Below are 23,912 nucleotides of genomic sequence, written 5' to 3'. Positions count from 1 at the left end.
CCCACCTCCATAACATCACTCCTAACTTCCGTAGAATTGCTTCTTATTGGGAAGTTGCCCAATCACTATAATGGTGATGTACCGCCAAACGAAAGGAGGATCGCTGCATTTTCTTCATCGGCAAAGGAGGGGAATAACGCACAGTGCATTTTCGTAAACGCTTACATCTTAGAGACGTTATGACTTTTAACCTGATGCCAACTTTGCATTACTCAAGGTTCATTCGTTTTCTGGATTACCACATTTCTAAGGAGGGTTCTAATGCGTAACAGGTATGTAGCATGGTCACTGGTCTTAACCATGCTGATTTCGAGTTTGTTTGTTGTAGGTCCGGCTAAGTCGGCTTCGGCTGCTGGCGGAACGAATCTAGCGTTAGGCAAAAATGTAACGGCGAGCGGCCAATCACAGACGTATGCGCCAAGCAATGTAAGGGATAGCAACCAAAGCACGTACTGGGAAAGCGCGAACTTCGCATTCCCGCAATGGGTTCAAGTCGATTTGGGCGCTGCGGCGAGCATCGACCAAATCGTTCTGAAGCTGCCTGCTGGCTGGGAAACGCGTACGCAAACGCTGGCTGTGCAAGGCAGTACGGACGGCTCCAACTTCACGAACATCGTCGGCTCCGCTGGTTATGTGTTCAATCCTGCAGTATCGAACAATACGGTAACGATTAACTTTGCGGCGGCTAACACGCGTTATGTTCGCTTGAACGTGACGGCTAACACAGCTTGGCCTGCAGCGCAGTTCTCTGAATTCGAAATTTACGGTACGGCTGGAACGACAAATCCGGATCCAGTACCTGCTGGTTCGTACCAAGCGGAGTCCGCTGCACTTTCTGGCGGAGCGAAAGTAAACACGGACCATACTGGCTATGCTGGTACAGGCTTCGTTGATGGTTACTGGACGCAAGGCGCAACGACGACCTTCACGGTTAACGTTGCAACGGCGGGCAACTACAACTCGACGTTGAAATATGCGAACGCTTCGGGCGGCAGCAAAACGCTGAGCGTACTCGTAAATGGCACGAAAGTGAAAACGACGACGCTGGCAAACCTGGCGAACTGGGACACTTGGGGCACACAAGCGGAAGTTGTCGCGCTGAACGCTGGCAACAACACAATCGCTTACAAATACGACACGACGGATTCCGGCAACGTGAACCTGGACCAAATCCTGGTTGAAGCAACGACGGCTAATCCGAACCCGGATCCAGATCCAAACCCGAATCCAAATCCGGACCCAACTGGCACGAACGTAGCGGTTGGCAAATCGATCACGGCATCCTCCGCCACGCAAACGTTCGTGGCAGCTAATGCCAACGACAACAATACGAGCACGTACTGGGAAGGCGGCAGCAACCCTAGCACGCTGACGCTGGACCTCGGCACGAACCATAACGTGACGGCGATCGTGCTGAAGCTGAACCCGTCCACTGCATGGAGCACGCGTACGCAAACGATCCAAGTGCTTGGCCATGACCAAAGCACAACGACGTTCGGCAACCTCGTATCGTCGCAATCGTACACGTTCAACCCGGCTTCGGGCAACAAAGTTACGATTCCGGTTACAGCAACAGTTAAGCGCTTGCAATTGAACATTACGGCGAACTCGGGTTCTGGCGCTGGCCAAATCGCAGAGTTCGAAGTATATGGCACGCCGGGCGCAAACCCTGACCTGACGGTTACGGGATTGAACTGGACGCCAGCTTCCCCAATCGAAACGAACGACATCACATTGAATGCAACGGTTAAAAACAACGGTACGCTTGCTTCGCTGGCTACTTCCGTTAACTTCTACCTGAACAACACGCTTGTTGGCTCCGCTCCTGTCGGCGCGTTGGCAGTAGGCGCTTCGGCAACGGTATCGGTGAACGCTGGCGCGAAAATCGCGGGCACGTACACAGTTGCAGCGAAAGTGGACGAAAATAACGCAATTGTTGAGCAAAATGAGAACAACAACAGCTTCACGAGCGCGACGTCGCTGACGGTTTCGCCAGTAGCAAGCTCCGACTTGATCGTTTCGGCGTCTACGACTCCGAGCAACCCAAGCGCAGGCAGCACGGCTACGTTCGTCGTTAACCTGAAAAACCAAGGCAATGTGGCTTCCGCTAGTGGTGCGCATGCCATTACGGTTGTACTGAAAAACTCGGCAGGCACGACGATTTCGACGCTGAACGGTTCGTACAGCGGCGCATTGGCAGCTGGCGATTCCGTGAACGTAAACGTTGGCACATGGACAGCAGCTAACGGCAGCTATTCCATTACAGCAACGGTTGCAACTGATGCAAACGAAATCGCAGCAAAACAAACGAACAACACAAGCTCGACGAGCCTGTACGTTGGCCGTGGCGCTAACATGCCGTTCACCATTTTGGAAGCTGAAGCAGCATCCAATGCAACGAACGGAACGAAGCTTGCCCCTAACTTCACGCCTGGCGACTTTGCAGGTGAAGCATCCGGCCGTTCGGCTGTACAATTGGATGCAACTGGCGAGTATGTTGAGTTCACGCTGACGGCTCCGGCGAACGCATTCGTGCTTCGTAACGCTGTTGCGGAAAACACGAACGGCACAGTTACCATCTATGCTAACGGCGTAAACAAAGGCAAATTCAACGTGTCGTCCAAGTTCTCCTACCTGTACGCAACGCCAAGCACGCTCGGTCGTCTTGGTTATGACAACACAGGTTCCAAAGCATATTGGCTGTACGAGGATTCCCAACTGATGCTCGACACGGTTTACCCAGCAGGCACGAAAATCAAAATCCAAAAAGATGCAGGCGACGTTTCATGGATCTATGTGGATATGATTGAAACGGAAAATGTTGCTCCAGCAGCAACGAACCCAGATCCAACGAAATACGTTCAAGTTTCGGCTACGAAATCGATCGAAACGGCACTGAACGAGTTCCGCCAAGATCCAACGAAGAAGGGTATCTTCATCCCTGCTGGCGAATGGACGATCAACTCGAAAATCTTCCTCTATGGCCGTGCAACGGAAATTATCGGCGCAGGCCCATGGCATACGAAACTGGTAGCGCCACAAGACCAGTCGAACACGGATGTTGGCTTCAACATCGCTTCGACGGCTAACGGCACGACGATCAAAGACCTATCCGCATGGGGCAACTATGTGTACAGAACAGATGGTCCGGGCAAATTCATCGACGGTAACGGGATGCAAAACGTAACGATCCAAAACGTGTGGGCAGAGCACTTCATTTGCTTGTACTGGGGCGTTAACTCCTCATACAACACGTTCAAAGACAACCGGATTAAAAACACGTTCGCTGACGGCATCAATATGACGAACGGCTCGTCCTACAACGTTATCGACAACAACTACGCACGCGGCACGGGCGATGATTCCTTCGCGCTGTTCAGTGCAGTAGATGCTGGCGGTTCGTACAATGTAGGCAACAAGTACACGAACCTGACGGCTACTTGCGTACGCCGCGCAGCGGCATTCGCAGCATACGGCGGTTCGGATAACCTGTACCAAAACCTGTACGCGGCTGATACGCTGACATACCCAGGCCTTACGATCAGCAGCTTGAGCTTCGGCTACAACACGCTTGGCTTTGGCGACAAAGACTCCGTGTTTGACGGCATCACGCTCGACCGTACAGGCGGCGACTTCTGGACCAGCAACGGTGCAGACGACAAGATCAATGACTACCAAAACTTCGGTGCGGTATGGATCTTCGGCGGCGACCGTGCGCTGAAAAACATTTTGGTGAAAAACGTGGACATCAACAACTCCGTATACTACGGCCTGATGTTCCAAACGAAATCGCCAGAAAACCTGGCAATGTCCAACATCCGCTTCGAAAACATCAACATTAACAATGCAACCCGTTATGGCATCAAATTCGTTGTTAGTGCAGAAGCAGGCCAAGGCCCTGTAGTCGGCGCAGCAAGCTTCACGAACGTCAAAATCAACAACCCTGGCGTTCAAGCGGTATACGGCGCGGACCGTTGCCCGAACTTCGTCATTACAAAAGGTGCAGGCAACAACTGGTAATAATAGGTACAGCATGAAATTCTAAACCAATAAACAGCTTGCTCGGATATCCGGGCAAGCTGTTTATTTTTACAATGGAAGAACCATGGAGGAATATGGTGAAATTTGTCGAATCCTCAACACGTGGGCGCGTGAGGGGAGGGGACAAGATGGGGCAGCGTAGATGGCCTCTAATTGTAATTCTTATTATCACTGTTGTTATGCTGGCGGGATGCTCCGGATCGATAATGAAATCCGATGAAGTACCCAGGGCGGTGCAGGGCATGATGGATGTGACGGAATATGAAGCGGCCGCAAAGGGACGAATCGATTTGAGCGGGGAGTGGGCGTTCTATTGGAGCCAGTTATTAGAGCCTACGGATATTCAATCCGGAACGGGGCGCCTGACAGGTTATATCGATATGCCGAGCAATTGGGACCAGTATAAGCGAGGAGCGGACAACTTGCCTCGCACAGGTTTTGCCACATTCGTATTGGAGTTGAAACTCGTTGATCCTAAGCAAGCCAAAGCCCTCACTCTGCCTGTCATGTACTCCAATTATAAAATATGGGTGGACAATCAGCTGGTTGGCACAAGTGGCCAGGTGGGGACGGATGAGGAGAGCAGCATCCCGCAAAAGAAAACGAACGTCGTCTATTTCTCCCCACAGTCGGAGCAGGTGCAAATCGTGATGCAAATCTCGAACTTCGACAATTATGCGGGCGGGATGTGGGAGCCAATCGGCTACGGATCTGCCGCGGCTATCCAGAACAGTCACAATTGGAAGCTGGCGGAACAGTATATCGTGCTCGGCATGATTCTGTTGTCTGGCATCTATCATATCGGGTTAGGGATGTTTTATCGGAAAGATGCTTCGCTGCTTTTGTTTGGTTTGTTTTGTTTGACAGCCGCATTCCGCAATACGTTAACCGGAGATGTGCTATTGACCAAGCTCGTTCCGGATTTCCCATGGGAAATCGAGATGAAGCTCGAGTATATCACGCTTTATGTAATGGTTCCGCTAATGGCGCTATTCATTCAAAAGCTATTCCCCGAGGAGTCTTCCCGGAAGGTCACGCTCCTTACAATCGGCATGGCAACGGCCTACACAGGCATCACGCTGGCAGTAAACGTGGACACCTATTACCGCATATTAGTTTATTATCAGTTATTCGTCGTGTTCACGCTTGCCTATGCGCTGTTCGTATTCGTATGGGCGACGCTCCGCAAGAAGGAGGGGGCGAAATACGCCCTGGCCGGGTTTTCATTTTTCACGCTGACCGCCGCAATTGATTTATTTGCTTTCATTTTCTCTTCTACGGGGCAAGTGATTTATTCCGTGGGCGTCGCTACCTTTATCATTTGTTTCTCTTTCGTCTTATCGAAGAAGCTTGCAATTTCGTTCAAGATGGCGCAGCAGTTAGCAATCGAGCTTGCCGAGCTCAACGAAGGCTTGGACCGCAAAGTGCGTGAACGTACCTCAGCCATCGAAGCTTCCCATGCAAAGCTGGAGGAGCTCAATCGCCAGCTGCGGGAATGGTCAATGGTGGATGGGCTTACTGGGGCCTCTAACCGACGGCATTTTGATGAGTATCTGAACAGCGAGCTTGCCTTAAGCATAGAAGAACAAACGCCGTTCACGCTGCTTATGATCGATATCGACTGTTTCAAACGCTATAACGATCATTACGGGCATATTCAAGGCGATTCAATTTTGCAAATTGTCGTTAATGCGATTCAAACCTGTTTGAACGCTGAGAGAGGCGATTTGATCGCGCGTTATGGCGGAGAAGAATTTGCCGTAATTTTGCCGCAAAGAGGCAAGGTTGAGGCGGGGAGGATCGCGCATGAGATGTGCGATTCGATTCGGCAGCTGCGCATCCCCCATGCAGGCTCAGAGGTTGCGCCCTTCATTACCATTAGCATCGGCGCGGCGACGGCGGTTTTGGATGGGGATAAAGAGGAGAAGGGGATCGTTCAGCTGGCAGATAAGCATTTGTATCAGGCAAAATCAAGGGGGAGGAACCAAGTGTATACGGATTGAATTCACCGGCTCATTTGTGCAAACGTTGTCGCAATTTGAAAAACGGCCTTTAATTGTATGTTAATTGGCAGAAAACAACGGAAATAGTTTGACGATCGCCCATTTCTGCATTAAGATGAGAGTCGGTAACCGCTTTCATCTCTTGGATCAAGGGGGAGGTCTAACTTTTTCGCTTGAATTGCAAACGATTGCACAACTTTAGGTGATTTGAAGTAATCATGAGACTGGGGAGGCCTTAAACATGAATGTCGCGTTAAAACAAAAGAAAACGCTATCATTTTTACTTATTGCTGCGATGTTATGGTCCATATTCGGAGCGATTCCGGTACAAGCAAACGCTGGCGTGGGTCCAGTGCCGGATCAGCATCTTCGCGTTCACTATACTCGGGCTGATGCTGCGTACACGGATCTTGGGATATGGTCGTGGTTCGATGTCGCTGCACCGTCTGCGGGCTGGCCGTCGGGCGCAACTGCTTTCTCAGGTGCCCAGCAAGATGCGTATGGCGCATACTTGGACATCCCGCTTGCAGGGAATGCCAAAAAAGTAGGGCTCGTTGTTGTGAATCGCAACGACGGCTCCAAGGATGGTGGAGACAAATTCGTCACGATCAGCAAACCGGAAGTGAATGAGGTTTGGATCAAGCAAGGCAGCGATCAAGTTTCTTACTACGAGCCCGTGGACCTTCCGGCGAATACGGTCCGCGTTCACTATGTGAGGGACGACCAGGCGCAAAGCAGCTTCGGCTTGTGGCTGTTTAACGATGTAGCTGCGCCATCTGCGGGTTGGCCTTCCGGTGCAACTGCCTTCCAGAACACAGACCGTTATGGCAGTTATATCGACGTTCCACTGTTAAATCAGGCGAAGAATTTAGGCTTCGTGGTCGTCAATCGCACAACAGGCGATAAAGACGGAGCAGACCACACCTTCTCGCTGCTTGACCGATACAATCAAGTATGGGTTAAGCAAAACGACAACACGGTGTATATCTCCCCTTACTGGGAGCAAGCGACGGGGCTTCTGTCTGCCGAACTATTGTCTGACCAAGAGATGATGCTCGGGTTTACGCTAACGGACGGCGTTACGGCAGATGATTTGAAGTCCGCTATCACGATCGTTGATAAGAATGGCGCTAATGTCGACGTTCAAGCAGTCGCGCTTAATGATGACAAGAAGACGGTGCGCGTTACGGCTAACATTGTGCTGGATAATGCGCCGCTCAGCGTAACTTACATGGGCACTACGGTGACAGCATCCACGGGCTGGCGGATGCTAGACCAAATGTACGCCTACGATGGCAATGATCTAGGCGCAACTTATAATGCGGGCAGCGTTGCCTTGAAGCTGTGGGCGCCCAAAGCAAGCACAGTCACGGCGAACGTGTATGACCGCAACGATTCCACCCAACTCGTCGGCAGCGTAAGCCTTTCGAAGGGTGCGCAAGGCGTATGGTCGGCGACGATTGCTCCAGCAGATCTAGGCAACCCTGCAATTACTGATTTGGCGGGCTACTATTACCAGTACGATGTAACGAATGACGGCGTAACCAAGAAGGTGCTTGACCCTTATGCGAAGTCGATGGCAGAGTTCACTGTCAATACCAAAGGAGAGACTGGGCCTGATGGCGATAATGTCGGTAAAGCGGCAATTGTCGACTTGAGCGGAACGAATCCTTCGGCTGACTATAACTTTGGCCATATTGACGGTTACAAGAAGCGTGAAGATGCGATTGTTTACGAGGTGCATGTTCGGGACTTTACCTCTGATCCGACGATTGCAGGCGATTTGAATGCACGATTCGGCACATTCAGCGCATTTAAGGATAAGCTGTCTTATCTCAAATCGCTCGGCATTACCCATATTCAATTAATGCCTGTTATGGCATGGTACTATGGCGATGAATCGCGCATGGGCGAACGTGAAGACCAGTATTCGACACTAAACAATGAATACAACTGGGGCTATGACCCGCACAGCTATTTCTCGCCGGATGGCGCTTATTCGGAGAATGCCAAGGATCCACAGCTTCGCATTAAGGAGCTCAAAGGATTAATCGATGCTGTCCACGATGAGGGCATGGGCGTTATCCTCGACGTTGTGTATACGCATATGGCCAAAGCGAGCTTCCTCAACGACATTGTGCCTAACTATTACGGCTTCCAGGATCCGAACGGCAATAACTTAGGCGACTTCGGCAACAACCTGGCGACGACGCACAAGATGGCCGAGAAGCTGATGGTCGATTCCGTCAAATATTGGTTCAACGAGTACAAGATCGATGGCATGCGCTGGGACATGATGGGTGATGCGACGTATGAAGCTGTACAAAATGCATACGATGCAGCGAAAGTCATCAATCCGAACTTATTGTTCATCGGCGAAGGCTGGAGAACGTTCAAAGGCGATATTGCTGATCCAGCATTGGCAGGCAAAGGCGCAACGCAAGACTGGATGGACAAGACGGACAGTGTCGGCGTATTTTCCGATGAAATCCGCAACGAGCTGAAGTCTGGCTACGGATCGGAAGGCGAGCCACGTTTCCTGACGGGCGGCGCTAGAAACATCCAGACGATCCTTAGCAACATTAAGGCACAGCCAAGCAATACGCCTGCTGACGATCCGGGCGATATGGTGCCATATATCGAGGCACATGATAACTTGCCGCTGTACGATATTATCGCACAATCGATCAAGAAGGATCCGTCCATTCCGGCGAACAACTTGGAAATTCATAAGCGCGTACGCTTGGGCAACCTGCTCATGATGACGTCGCAAGGCACAGCGTTCTTGCATGCGGGCCAAGAATATGGCAGAACGAAGCAATGGCTTGGGGCAGGCGTGCCGGAGCAGAAGTATCATGAGCTCAAGGATCAGAACGACGTTACGGTCGGTTATCTGGTTCACGACTCGTATGATTCGACCGACGCAATCAACAAATTCGACTGGCAGAAGGCGACGAATGCCGTGCAATATCCGGTTAACCACGTCACACAATCTTTCACATCCGGCTTATTGGCGCTTCGCAAGCATACAGATGCGTTCCGTTTGGGCGAGAGAGATCTTGTGAATTCCAACGTAACGTTGATCGAGTCCAAGGATATTAAGGAACAAGACCTTGTCATTGGCTACAAAAATAAAGCAACAGATGGCACCGGCACGTACTATGTGTTCGTTAATGGAGACAGCTCATCCAGAACGCTTGCACTGTCGGAGAACTTAACGGTAGGCACCGTGCTCGTCGATAATGATGAGGCTGGCGTGCAAGCCGTAACCGCTCCGTCGGGCTTCACGCTCACGAGCCAATCGATTACGATTGATCCGCTAACGGCTGTCATTATTCAAGTGAAGGATGGCGTGTCAACGACACCAACGATACCAACGACACCAACGACACCAACGAACCCGACGATACCGACAACGCCAACAACACCGACAACGCCAGCAGCGTCTGATATTCAGTCGGTGGATGCTAACGACCTTGTTAAAGGCATTGATGGCAAAGTTACGGTTCAACTGAAAGATGGCTTCCATGGCGCAAGCCTGCCGATCGATGCTGCGGCTGTGTTGGCAAGCAATAATCTTGAGATCACAGCGGGTGGCGTAACGATTGCGTTGCCGAATAAATTGCTTGCTTCCTTGCAAGCACGCATTCCTGCAGGCGAAGCATCCGGCGCGCGCATCGTGCTGGAAGCAAGGCCGCTGAAGGCGGAAGAAGCAAAGGCACTGCTGGACAAAGCAAAAGACAGCCAAACGAAAGTAAATGCGGCTTCATTGGTTTACGAGTTTAGCTTAAGCATCATCACGAAGGACGGCAAGACGATTAAGGTTAGTGCCTTTGACCAACCGATTACGCTGGCCTTTAATGTGAACGCGAATGCTGACGGAGAGCTTGCGGGCATCTATCACGTAAGCGATAACGGAGATCTGGCGTACATCGGAGGCAGCTTGGCTGGGGATAAAGCTACAGCGCAAGTATCGCACTTCAGCAAGTATGCCGTTCTGGAATACGACAAATCCTTCACAGATGTCGCAGCGGGCCACTGGGCCTCGCAAGCAATCAAGGCATTGGCTGCGAAGCAGATTGTAACAGGCGTGAACGATCAGCAATTTGCGCCGAAAGCAAACGTAACACGTGCCGAATTTGCAGCTATGCTCGTTCGTGCACTCGGCATTCAAGCCGAGGGAACAACTGCCTTCACCGATGTTCCGGCGGGCAAATGGTATGCGCCTTACGTTGCTACAGCAAGCAAGCTAGGCATCGTCCAAGGGCGTACAGATAAGACGTTCGCGCCGAACGATACGGTTAGCCGTGAGGAAATGGCTGCTATGCTTGTTCGGGCATACGTGACGAAGACCGGGCAGGAAGCACCAGCTGCTTCGGGATCACTTACGTACTCCGACAAGGGGCAGATTAGCGTTTGGGCAGCTCCATCTGTTGAGGCTGCTGCATCGCTTGGCCTCATTCAAGGCAACACAGATGGAACATTCATGCCGAAGGGCACGATGGCGCGCGCCGAGAGCGCACAAGCCATTTATAATCTGTTGAAGAAATTCTAGGACAAAGCTCGCCATTTTTAGGGGGTGTCCCGAAAGCCAAGACGGCTGAGGGACGCCCTTTTTTTGTTTTCTGAGGGACGGGTGTTTCTCAACACACAACAATTTTTTCGTGATTTTATGCAATCTCTTCATGAATTGCCATTGAAATCGATTTCAAAGCATGATAGGATGTGTTTGTTATCAAATTCATCCGCGCTTTACCTTCAACAGCTCAATATCCCTTATCAATACTGTATATTTTCGGGAGGTGGATACTGATAAAGCAGAAGTATTACCAAGACTAGTTTTGAAATCGTTTACATTATTGTTGCACCTCGCTAACATTGTGTTAGCCATATGTACAGGAGTTTAGCAATGTTGCGGTTTGGCTTTTTGCGCGGATTGGCCATTGGCAAGGCGAATTTTTGTAAACGCATACAAAGTGAAGCTTGCTATCAAAAACACTGGAAGGGGATTATAAAAACGATGATGAAAAGAAAGATTGTCACCGTACTTACTGCATTGGCACTGACCGTCCCGTCACTGCCCGGCACGACTCATGCAGCAGGAGAGGCGGTACAGGTTTGGCTAACGAACCCGAATAACAATACCTGGCTTGCCCGGCAATCCGATGTTAACTTCGCGAGCTCCAGCAGCGGCGCGGACTACACGATTAACGTAAATAATGGAACAACCTACCAATCGATGGACGGCTTTGGGGCATCGCTTACAGACAGCTCCGCTTGGCTGCTCGCCAATAAGCTCTCGGCTTCCAAACGGACAGAGGTCATGAACAGTCTGTTCGGCCCTTCCGGCATTAACATTAGCGCGCTTCGCCAGCCGATCGGCGCAAGCGATTTTAACTGGGAATCCTGGACATATGACGATACGACTAACAATGTAGACGACATGAATTTAAATTCCTTCTCGCTCTGGAGAGAGGACGCTTATATTCGGCCAATGCTGGACCAGGCTTACAATGTGAACAAAGGCCGGATCAAGCTGTTCGCTGCACCTTGGAGCCCTCCTGCATGGATGAAAACGAATAAAGGGCTGAACGGCAACACGGGCGGTACACTGCGCACGGACGCTTATCAAGCTTATGCCAACTATCTGGTCAAATACCTTCAGCAGTACAGCGCGAAGGGAACGCCGATCTATGCCATGTCCGTTCAAAATGAGCCGAAATTTAACCCGAACTGGCCAGGGATGGTCATGTCAGCCAATGAGCAGATTAATTTTATTAATGTGCTTGGGCCAAAGCTTTCCCAGAACGGGCTCAACACCAAAATCATGGCATATGACCACAACTATGACGATATCAACTATGCGTCTACAGTTCTTAACTCCAGCGCTTCGAATTACGTGAGCGGCAGCGCCTTCCACTATTATTCGAATCTAAGCCATTCGAACCTGACGGCCCTTCACAACCAGTATCCGTCCAAAGACATTTGGTTCACGGAAGGCGGCAGCGGCACGTGGATTGGCGGCGGCACGAATAAAGGGATGTTCCAGGATTTGATTATGCACACGATCCGTTTCCCACGAAATTGGGCGAAGTCGTACATCATGTGGAACATCGCATTGGATCAAAATGGCGGGCCTGCCTTGGCTGGCATTGACGGCACTAACCGTGGCTTGATTACGATTCGCTCTGATTCCACAGACAATGTGTCCTATAATCCGCAATACTACGGTCTTGGCCATAGCAGCAAATTCGTCGATCAAGGCGCTGCTCGTATCGATACGAACACGTTCCAGGACAGCATGGAGGATGTAGCATACAAAAACCCGGATGGCTCGATCGCGCTCATCCTTTCTAACCGCCAGGCAAGTGCGAAGAGCGTGAAGATCCAATGGGGTTCCCAATCGTTTACGTATCAAGTGCCAGCCGAAGGCGCGATTACCTTCAAATGGTCAGGTTCTGGCTCTACAGGTACCGGCCCGATTGACACGGGCGTTACGCCAGCCGTAGGCGGAACTTATCGGATCACGGCGAAGAGCAGCAGCAAAGCACTCGATGTCAGCAACGTATCAATAGCAGACGGAGCAGCCGTTCAGCAATGGGATTATACAGGTGGCAGCAATCAGAAATGGGTGCTGAGAGATGCAGGCAACGGTTATTACAACCTTATTAGCCAGAACAGCGGAAAAGGGCTAGATGTGGAAAGCAACTCAACGGCAGACGGTGCAAAAGTCCAACAGTGGACGGTCTCCGGAAGCGGTGGAAACAACCAGCAGTGGCAGCTCGTTTCCGCAGGCAACGGCTATTACAAAATCATTAACCGAAACAGCGGCAAAGCATTGCAAGTATCGAACAATTCCACTGCTAACGGCGCTGCTGTTGTACAGTGGGCAAGTGGCGCAGGCGACAATCAATTGTTCACCTTCCAAACGCCATAATTTAAGCATGTGGAGCAAGGGGCAGTTGCTGCAGCAACTGCTCCTTTTAATTTAAATGCGGGAATATTAGTGTTGCAAGATTGTCTAATAGTGTTCAAATTCTAATGCACAATGAAACTTTACGGGGTGGTATTATGGATGTAACAGATATTAACCGTAAAGGGGTCCTGCCTAATGAATATGAATGATCTTATCCAAAGCGCGATGGTGGGCATCGGTGTGGTCGGATTTGTATATACGCTTGTGACGTTTCGTGGGAAGAAAGTGTAATTAAAGGCGTCCTAATATAATTGTTTCAGAGGCAGCCGGCCTAGTGAGCCGGCTGTCTTTTTCCATTTTTATAGGCAGAATGAATCATAAACCTGCCCATTTACCCGGTCCGTTATTTATGCATAAGACACCAAACCATCGTCATTCAAACGTATCCGCCTATTGTGAAAGCGGTTGCGTAAAGTAATGTAACATTGGAGAAATTGCGTACATTTGGGATCCATTTCTTTGGAAATTCACACTGGAAATTGATCAAGTTCACTTATTCTGTTATACACAACATATGCTTGTCAATTTGCAAATTTAGGTGATAGAATATCATCGAAGCAAGCATTGTAAAAAATTATATGAATGTTATTCCGATTGAAAAAATGTGTTTAAGCGATTGAACACATTTTATTTTTATTTTGCGTGCAAACGTTTGTACAATGTTTATTTTATTTATAAGGGAGGACGTTCATGACCATGGTGTGCGCGACGATGAACGAAGCTTTAGCAAGGGCTGCACAATCGGAGCATGGGATTACATTTATCGATAAACGCGAAGATGTTTATCTGCCATATCGGAAGCTTTACGAGGTTGCTTGTACGCTGCTTGGCGAGTTGCAGGGCAGAGGAATGAAGGCAGGCGATCTTCTTTTATTCCAGATCGAGGAGCCGGAGCTGTTTCTTCCATTCTTCTGGGCCAGCTTGCTGGGCGGCATCATTCCAGTGCCGGTGACAGTTGGCACATCGCCTGAGCAGCGTGCCAAGGCAGTTCGGATATGGGAGATTACGGAGCAGCCTTATGTGCTCGCTTCTTCGAAGGTTTACCCGGCACTTGCCGAATGCGATTTCCAAGGGCGGCTATGGGATACAGATGGCTTCACAATGGAGGCTGGCTCAACTACTGGCATCATTCACGCCGCCGATCCGGATGATTTAGCCTTTATTCAATACTCTTCAGGTTCCACGGGAGATCCCAAAGGCGTCATGCTGACGCACCGGAACTTGTTGACGAATATCGCAGCAATTGTCGAAGGGTCGCAAGCGACTTCAGAAGATAGGGCGCTAAGCTGGATGCCGCTCACGCATGATATGGGGCTCATCGGCTTTCACTTAACGCCGCTTGTAAACGGGATGAACCAATGGATGATGCCGCCTGCATTATTCTTGCTGCGCCCTCGCCTGTGGCTGCAAAAAGCGTCGGATTACCGCATCAGCCAGCTGGCTTCGCCGAACTTTGGCTACAAGCATGTGTTGAACCATCTGGGCAACGACGAGGTTGACTGGGATTTGTCCAGCGTGAAGCTGTTGTTTAACGGAGCAGAGCCGATATCCGCTTCGCTTGCGGATGAGTTTCTAACTCGCATGGCGCCGTACGGGCTGCCGCGGCAAGCGATGTTCCCCGTCTATGGGATGGCGGAAGCAAGCCTAGCGATCACGTTTCCTCCGGTCGAGGAAGAATTGCAGTCGGTTCATATCGAGCGCCAATCGATCAGCGTAGGCTCAAAGGTTCAGTTCAGCAGCCAGAGCAGTGATACGGCAGTAGCATTCGCAGATGTTGGCTACCCGGTCAGCCATTGTGAGGTTCGGATTTGCGATGAGAACGGAAGCCCATTAGAAGAGCATAGGATCGGCCATATTCAGATCAGAGGGGGCAACGTAACGAAAGGCTATTACCGGAATGAAACAGCTACGCAATCGTTGATCACCGAAGATGGATGGCTGGATACCGGCGACATCGGGTTGATGCGAAGCGGCAGGCTGGTCATTACCGGACGGAAGAAAGACATTATTTTCATCGGAGGGCGCAACTATTTCCCGCATGATTTGGAACAGTTGGCGCTAGAGATTGACGGGATCGAACTAGGCAAAATCGCCATGTGTGGCGTGGCAAGCTCGGCTTCTGGCACAGAGGAACTGGTTGCATTCGTGCAATTTAGAGGGAAAGATGCCGCCTTCGCAGCAATTGCATTGCCGCTTACAAGCCACATTAGCCGAAGTGTCGGGCTTCATCTTGCATGTGTTATTGCCGTTAGGCAGATTCCGAAAACAACGAGCGGCAAGCCGCAGCGCTATAAGCTGGCAGAACAATATGTGAGCGGCGAGTTCCGCGAGCAGGCAGCGCAATATAGGCAGTTGATGGCTAGCCAAGCAAGCGCGAATGACGGGCAGGAACAACCGCTGAATGAGACAGAGCAGCTCCTTAGTGAAATTTGGCTGAATGTGATGGAGCGCCCAATCGGGCTGACAGCGTCCTTCCACGATTATGGCATCGATTCGCTAAAAGCATCGTGGCTGCTCTCGCGCATCCACCAGCGTTTCCATGTCGAACTTTCGCCAAAGCAGCTTGCCGCACATGACAGCATTCGAGCGCTTGCGCGAATGATACAGCAGTCGGAAGCAACTCTCGCCACCGTTCCAATCGGCAGAGCAGAGCCAGCAGCTCCCACGGGACATGATCCGGTTACGCCGACGCAGAAGCGGATGTATGTACAAGAGCAGTTCGGCGATATGGGCACAGCCTACAATATGCCTTTCGCGGTGAAGCTCACCGGAACGATTGATGTTAATCGATTAGAACGGGCGCTGCAGGAGCTAGTGAGCCGGCACGAAGCGCTTCGCACCACTTATCGCATGATCGACGGCGAAGTTCGGCAAACCGTGCATGACAACGCTGGCCTAACGCTGGCGCAACGGTCGCAGGACGAACAGAACTTGCCAGCATTGCTTACGCAATTGGTTCAACCTTTTAACTTACACAGCTTGCCTCTACTACGGTCTACCCTCATCTATGTTCAGTCTAAACAGCCTTATTACATCCTACACCTAGATATACATCATATTGCTTGTGACGGCATCTCAGCGAATTTGATGCTGGCCGAATGGTTCCAATTGTACCAAGGGGAGCAGCTTCCCGCACCAGGCCTGCAGTACCGGGATTACGCCGTGTGGCTGCATAACAAGAAGCAACAACAACTGCAACAAGCCGCGGTTCGTTATTGGTCTGAACGCCTGCAGGGCGAGATTCCATTACTCGATTTGCCAACCGATTACGAGCGGCCGGAGCGCCGCACCTATGAGGGGGATCTGATTCGGGTTCAAGTGCCAGAGCTTCTCTCTTCCCGTGTGCAAGCGTGGACGAGGAAGGAGCAGGTTTCGCTTCACACCGTGCTGTTGTCTGCCTTTTCATTTATTTTGCACAAATATGCGCGCCAAGAGGAGCTTGTTGTCGGTGCTCTGGTTGCAGGCCGCCAGGATGCAGACTTAGCGAAAATCGTTGGCGCTTTCATCGAATATATGCCGATTCGTTTCCGTATCGATGCCAGTATGAGCTGGGAGCAGTTCATTCAGCAGGCGGAGCAACAGATCGAGCAAGATTTTGCCCATCAGCAGTTACCGTTTGAGGAGATTGTGGCGCTGGCAAGCCAACAGGCGCATCCATCGCGCAATCCGCTGTTCGATACGATGGTCGTGCTGCATAACCAGTCGGACCTGGCGAGCAAGCTTGCCTCAAGCGACGTGGCCGTAACGCATTACGCGCTTCCTGGCGGCACGGCGAAGCTTGATCTCAAGCTGGACGTGTACCTGCATGGCAGTTCGCAGTGGGAGCTTGCATGGGAATATAGTACGGATTTGTTTGCGAAGGAAACCATAACACGTTTGGGCGACGAATTCCTGCGGCTAATTGAGCAGGCTATAGCATCGCCGCATACGCGGCTATCCGATCTTGGGCTCCTGTCAAAAGCAGAGCAAGAGCAGCAATTGCTTGCCTATAATCCGCCAGCGACGCCTTTCTCCGAATCTCGATTGCTTCATGAATGGGTGGAAGAGCAGGCTGCGGCACAATCAGAGCGGATTGCCGCAACATTCGACCATGCCAAGCTTACGTATGGCGAGCTTAATGCTAGATCGAATCAGTTAGCGCGCGAGCTGCAGCGAAGAGGCGTTAAGCCGGACAGCATCGTTCCGATCGTAACGGAACGTTCTCCGCAAATGATCGTTGGCATTCTAGCTATTCTCAAGGCAGGCGGCGCGTATCTGCCAATTGCGCCGGACCTGCCAGAAGAGCGAATCCGGTACATGCTGGAGGATGCGGGGGCTGAACTGCTGCTCGTGCAGGATGAGCGGCTAACAACCGTTATTCCGTTTACAGGAAGGACGCTGGAGCTGGATGACGAGAGCCTCTATGAAGGGGATTCCGGCAATCTGCCAGCTGCTGCCAAGCCTCACAATCTCGCTTATGTCATCTATACTTCAGGCTCAACCGGCAATCCGAAGGGCGTTATGGTCGAGCATCGCTCGGTCATTAACCGGATCGAGTGGATGCAGCTTGCTTATCCGATCGGCTCAGGCGATGTTATTTTGCATAAAACGGCCTTTACATTTGATGTTTCGGTGTGGGAGCTGTTCTGGTGGGCGCATGCAGGCGCATCGGTACATTTCCTGACGCCAGGCGGAGAGAAAGAGCCCGAAGCGATTGTGCAAGCCATATCGGATCGCCAGATTACAACGATGCACTTTGTGCCGTCGATGCTGCAGCTCATGCTGGCGTATTTGGAAGCCCGCCCTGAGCGAGCTGAAGCGCTCGCCAGTTTGCGGTTTGTGTTCGCCAGCGGCGAAGCATTGCCGCTTCGGCAGGTGGAACGCTTCAATGAAAGCTTGTATGCACAGCATGGTACGCGGTTGATTAATTTATATGGACCGACCGAAGCTACGGTCGATGTTTCCCACTTTGACTGCTCAACCGGGGGCAAGCTGCATGCTGTTCCAATTGGCCAACCGATTGCCAACACGCAGCTATATGTGGTTGATGCGGCACTGCGCCTCTGCCCGCCGGGCATTCCGGGCGAGCTATGTATCGGCGGCGTTGGGCTGGCGCGAGGGTATTGGGAACGGCTAGAGCTGACGGCGGAGCGCTTCGTGCCCAATCCGTTTGAGGCCGGAACGCGCATGTACCGGACAGGCGACTTGGCAAAGCAGCGCCCTGACGGGCAAGTGGTCTATATGGGGCGCCTTGACCATCAGGTGAAGATTCGCGGCTTCCGAATGGAGCTTGGCGAGATCGAGCATCATTTGCTGCAGATGGACGAGGTACGGGAAGTGGCCGTGCTGGCGAACCCAGATGATAGCGGCGAGCTGGCGCTCCATGCTTATCTCGTAGCGGTTCAGCCGCTGGAAGCCTCGAAGCTGCGGTCTTATCTGGCCAGAAGGCTGCCAGAATACATGGTTCCAGCTTCTTTCTTCCAGATCGAACGGATGCCTCTGTCGTCCAGCGGCAAAGCGGACAGGCATGCATTGGCAACGATGAAAGCAGCGCCTTTGTTAGGGAAGCCCTATGTAGAGCCGTCTACGGATATGGAAGTGAAGCTTGCGGCGATCTGGAAAGACATTCTTCATGCCGATCGTGTAGGCATCGAAGACAATTTCTTCGAGCTTGGCGGGCATTCGCTCAAAGCCGTTCAGCTCATCGAATCGGTGCATCATGCGTTTGGTGTTCAGGTCGAGCTGCGTGAAATTTTCCAAGCGCCGACTGTGCAAGCGATGGCAGAGCTGCTTAGCCACCGCGGGCCTGCTGCATACGAACCGATTCCGGCAGCGGAGAAGCAGGAGCAGTATCCGTTGTCCTCGGCGCAGAGCCGGCTTTATATTTTGCAGCAATTCCAAGAGATCGGCACCTCGTATCATCTGCCTGTGGCATTGCAGGCCGAAGGCATTATCGATACCGATCGCTTGAAGTGGGCGATAGGGGCGCTTATCGCTCGGCATGAGAGCTTGCGGACATCGTTCGAACAGCTCGATGGCGTTCCGGTTCAAAAGGTACAAGCCCACGCCTCCATCCAACTGGAAAGGTTTGTCGCGGGAGATGAAGCATCCTTCGCCGACGTAGTCCAGTCATTCGTTCGGCCGTTCGACCTTGCGAAAGCTCCGCTGCTGCGGGTTGGCTTGTTAGAGCTGCTGGAAGAAGCCGATGGCACGGACAGCTCGGCAACCGAAGCAACCAGCGAAATTTTATTGTTCGATATGCATCATATCGTGTCTGATGGCTTGTCGATGGCGGTGCTTGTCCGTGACTTTATCGCCCTATACGAGGGGCGTGAACTCGCTGCATTGCCTGTGCAGTATACCGATTTTGCGGCATGGCAGCGCGAGCGCTTGGCAAGCCCACTTATTCAAAACCAGCGGCAATATTGGCTTAACCAATTCGAGGACGGCGCGCCTGTGCTGCAGCTTCCGGCTGACTTCAAGCGCCCTGCCATTCAATCGTATGAAGGGGATGTGTCGTTGTTCCGCTTGAGTGACGGGGAAACGCTCGCCCTGAAAAAATTGGCACTCCAATCGCAAACGACGTTATACATGGTCATCTTGGCGATGTTTAATGTGCTGTTGGCACGTTATTCGGGGCAATCCGATATCGTCATCGGCTCGCCGGTTGCAGGGCGCTCGCATGCAGACCTCCGTGATTCAATCGGCATGTTTGTCCAAACGTTGCCGCTGCGCCATTATCCAGCGGCGGATAAGACATTCTTGCATTTCCTTGAAGAAGTGAAGGGCAACGTGCTGACGGCATTCGAGCATGCGGAGTACCCGTTCGAAGAGCTGGTAGGCAGCTTGCCGCTTAGCCGGGATACGAGCCGCAATCCATTATTCGACGTTATGTTTGTCATGCAGAACATGGACATTCCTGAGCTGGCGCTCAAGGGCAACACGATGCAGCGAATCGCCCTGCCGCATCGGAGTGCGAAGTTTGACCTGACGCTGGAGGTGTCCGAGCAGGATGGCGGACTTGCTTGCAAGTTTGAATACGCCACTTCGTTGTATAAGCCGAAGACGATTGGCCGCCTTATTCGCCATTTCCGGGCGATTATTGCCGAAGCAACAGCCCGGCCGGAACAACGGATTGGCGAGATCGAGATCCTTTCTGCGCAAGAGCGGGAGCGGGTGCTGCATACGTTCAATGATACAGCGCGTGAATATCCCGTTGATCGCCCACTCCACAGCTGGTTTGAAGAGCAAGCGGACCAAAATCCCGGCCAGCCGGCGCTCTGGTTTGGCGAGATTGGAATCACGTATGGCGAGCTGAACGAGCAAGCGAACCGGCTGGCGCGGGAGCTGGTGAAGGACGGGCTTGGGCCAAATCGCGTAGCAGCCGTCCTGACGGCGCGATCGCCGGAGATGATGGTCGCGATTCTCGCAATATTGAAAGCGGGCGGCGCTTACCTGCCGATATCGCCTGACGATCCCGAAGAGCGGATCGCTTACCTGCTCGAAGACAGCGGAGCGATGCTCCTGCTGGCGCGGGAACGCTGGCTGGGGTTAGCGCAGGAGCGGGGAATCGCGGCGATTAACTTGGACCGTATCGGCCAGTTGGCAGGCGACGGCTCGAATTTGCAAGCAGAAGTGACAGCAAGCGACCTCGCTTACATCATTTATACATCGGGCTCTACGGGCAATCCGAAAGGCGCCATGATTGAGCATCGGGCGGTTGTGAACCGAATTTGCTGGATGCAGCAGCTTTACCCGCTAGGCCCTAATGACGTTATTTTGCAGAAGACGCCATATACGTTCGACGTGTCGGTTTGGGAACTCATCTGGTGGAGCTTCGCCGGCGCAGCAGTTTGTTTGCTGGAGCCGGGGCAGGAGAAGGACCCGGAAGCGATCATAGCGGCAATCGGCAGGCGCAACGTGACGACGATGCATTTTGTGCCGTCGATGCTGCATCTGTTCCTGGACTATGCGGAACGGCAGCTTGCGCAAGAAAGTTCGGCTGTGGCTGTATCCTTGCCGGACAAGCTTGCTAGCCTCAATCGTGTGTTCGCAAGCGGAGAAGCGCTGCCAGTTCCGTTAATGGAACGGTTTTATCAATTGCTCCATGGCCAGATGGGCCGCTCGGCCAAGCTGATCAATTTATACGGTCCGACAGAAGCGGCAATTGATGTGACCTTCTATGATTGCGAGCCAAACGAACAATTGGACTCCGTGCCAATCGGCCGTCCGATTAGCAACATCCACCTGTACATCGTAAATGAGCATAATCGTTTGCAGCCAGAAGGCTTGCAAGGCGAGTTATGCATCGCGGGCATCGGCCTGGCGCGCGGTTACCGCAACCGGGAAGAGCTAACGGCGGAGAAGTTTGTCAACAACCCATTCGTGCCGGGAACGCGGATGTATCGGACGGGTGACTTGGCGAGATGGCGGCCAGACGGAAATATTGAATATATGGGCAGGCTGGACCATCAAGTGAAGCTGCGGGGCTATCGGATCGAGCTCGGGGAAATCGAAGCTGCACTGTTGCTGCACGGGAATATTGCTGAAGCGGCTGTACTGGTGAAGCAGGCGCCGCAAGGGGACAGCCGGTTATGCGCATATGTCGTGGCCAAGCAAGACGTAGATGTCGCCGATATTCGGAAGCATCTAGCGAAGCTGCTGCCGGATTATATGATCCCGGCCTCGTACACGCAGTTAGAAGTGATGCCATTGACTGCAAGCGGCAAAGCGAATCGAGGCATGCTTGCCAAGCTGGAGTCGAATGTATCGGTGCAGCAGCATTATGCGGCTCCGCGCAATGAGGTGGAGGAGCAGCTGGCGCAGGTATGGAGTGAGCTGTTGCAAGTGGAGAGGGTAGGCGTTCACGACCAGTTCTTTGAGCTCGGCGGGCACTCCCTGCTGCTGCTCCGCATGCACGCGAAGCTGGAAGAACGGTTCCCGGGCATGCTGACGGTTACGGATCTATTCGCATATCCGACCATTGAGAAGCTAGCTGCAGTTATAGCAGAACGGGCGGAAACTGTGCAGCCGTCGGTCACGATGCGATATATCGAGCTGCCGGAGGACTTTTTCGTTAACCGCTTAGAGGCGGAAGAGACGGGAACGATGTTCAAAATCCAGCTCGAAGCCGATTTGTCGGAGCAGTTGATCCGGGCAGGCGCGGCAAGCGGCGATGGCATTGGGCCAATTCTGCTTGCGCTTTACGGCTACTTATTCGCCCAAGTGACGAAGAATGCCGAGCAAGCCGTCTATTATGGGCACACAGGAGACAGAATTTTGCCTGTAGATGTCGACTTGCGGCAAGCTGAACATTTTTCGCCAATCGTGCAAACGATTGCCGACAAAATTCAGCATGTTTCCACAGATAAGGGCGGATTCGATTGGAAAACGGTCGCCAAGCAACCGCAGTATCCGCCAGCTGATGGCATTGCGGCCTTGTTCTATCATCCTGACCACTTCCAATCAAGGGACCGTTTGACGGAAATATTCGATCTTGCTGTATCCTATCGGATTGAGAATCGCCGGTTAACGCTTTATTGCGATTATGCCGGTGGCCGGCTGCGCAAGGGGAAAGTGAAATTGCTTATGCAAGGCTATACCAAGCTGATCCGTTGGTTCGCCCAGTTAGAAGAGATCGGTTCAGCCGTATCGAGAGGAGGAGTGCAATGATCGGTAAAGTTGCCTTGCTGTTCCCGGGAACAGGCGCACAGTATGTCGGCATGATGCGCGAGTGGCACGAACGGTATTCTTTCGTTCGCGAAACCTTCGAGGAGGCGGAGGATAGGCTGGCCATTCCGATGGCAGCCATGTGCTTCGAGGAGGGGTTCCGCGAGCAGGAGAGCATTGCTTACGCACAGCAAGCAATGCTCGTTAGCAGCGTAGCTGCATATCGCGTGTACATGCAGGAGGTTGGCGTAAAGCCGGCCTTCCTGGCAGGCCATAGCTTGGGTGAGCTGTCGGCTCTAACCTGTGCTGGCGTGTTCCGGCTGCAGGACGCGTTAGAAATCGTTCGCTTCCGGGGCGAAGCGATGGAAGCGGCTACGCCAGCAGGCGGAGGGGCGCTGGCAGCGGTCAATGGGCTGGATGCCGCGGCGATTGCCGAGCAATGCGAACGGACGAGCCTTAGCGGCGCCGGCCAATCCGTCTGGATCGCATGCCGCAATGCAGCGGACCAGACGGTCATCGCCGGGCATCAAGAGGCGGTGAGCGACGCTTCGTCAGCGCTGGCTGAGCGTGGGGCGCGCGTTATCGCGATGGCGTCCCGCGTGCCGTTCCATACGCCGCTAATGGCGCCAGCCGCTGAGCGGCTGCGGGAGAAACTGGCGCAATATGCAATAAACGCGCCAAGTTATCCCGTTCTGTCTAATGTATCTGCGGCACCCTATGCGGTGGATACGGCTGCAGAGACCAGCTTGCAGGCGATCATTGGCGGCTTGGCGCAACAGCTGGTCCATCCGGTTCGTTGGTCGGAGACGATGCGTTATTTGCAGCAGCAAGGCGTCTCCTATGCCGTCGAGCTAGGACCCAACAAGGTGCTGGCGAAGCTGATGCGCAGGGCGGCCCGCAACATTCGAGCCTACGCGTGGGATGATGCGGAAGGCCATGCCCAAATGCTGGAGCTGCGTAAGCTGCAGCCTAGCTTCATCGACCGTTGTCTGGCCATTGCCGTATCGGCGCGCAATAACAGTGTGGACCTCACCGCGTATGAGGCAGGCGTTATCGAGCCCTACCGTACGATTAGCCGCATGCAACAGGACCTTGTGCAAGCTAGCCGTTCGCTATCCGCTGCTGAAATCGACACGGTCATGGACAGTTTACGGTCGATTTTGACGGCCAAAGGGACGGCAGAGCCCGAACGGGAGCTGCTTCTGCAAGAGGCGGCGGCTATCGCAGGGCGCGTATAGCGTGAA

General features: G+C 52.6%; 5 protein-coding genes and 1 pseudogene. All 6 read left to right on the top strand.

Annotation, left to right across the window (positions count from 1 at the left end):
- The first annotated feature begins 261 nt into the window (after positions 1-261).
- Positions 262-4,020, top strand: a complete 3,759-nt coding sequence (locus GON22_RS19810; protein ID WP_160397852.1) for a discoidin domain-containing protein — start codon at positions 262-264, stop codon at positions 4,018-4,020.
- Between the two features lie 227 nt (positions 4,021-4,247).
- The gene (locus tag GON22_RS19805) at positions 4,248-6,044 is read left to right on the top strand and encodes a sensor domain-containing diguanylate cyclase (RefSeq protein WP_160397851.1); all 1,797 of its coding nucleotides are present in this window, start codon (positions 4,248-4,250) and stop codon (positions 6,042-6,044) included.
- A gap of 241 nt (positions 6,045-6,285) precedes the next feature.
- Positions 6,286-10,599 (top strand): annotated as a pseudogene (locus GON22_RS19800) (pullulanase); the annotation flags it as partial.
- A 465-nt stretch (positions 10,600-11,064) separates the two neighbouring features.
- On the top strand, positions 11,065-12,981 hold the full coding sequence (locus GON22_RS19795) for an RICIN domain-containing protein (protein ID WP_160397849.1): 1,917 nt from the start codon (positions 11,065-11,067) through the stop codon (positions 12,979-12,981).
- Between the two features lie 729 nt (positions 12,982-13,710).
- A complete protein-coding gene (locus GON22_RS19790; protein ID WP_160397848.1) occupies positions 13,711-22,671 on the top strand; it encodes a non-ribosomal peptide synthetase in 8,961 nt (2,986 codons plus the stop codon).
- Complete coding sequence (locus tag GON22_RS19785; protein WP_160397847.1) at positions 22,668-23,906, top strand: ACP S-malonyltransferase; 1,239 nt, start codon at positions 22,668-22,670, stop codon at positions 23,904-23,906. Before GON22_RS19790 ends, GON22_RS19785 begins: the two co-directional genes overlap by 4 nt.
- Positions 23,907-23,912 lie beyond the last annotated feature (6 nt).

Source organism: Paenibacillus sp. MMS18-CY102 (genome assembly GCF_009789195.1).
Lineage (GTDB): Bacteria > Bacillota > Bacilli > Paenibacillales > Paenibacillaceae > Paenibacillus_T.
Note: the sequence above shows the minus strand (reverse complement) of the source record. Positions and strands in the feature narration are given on the sequence as shown.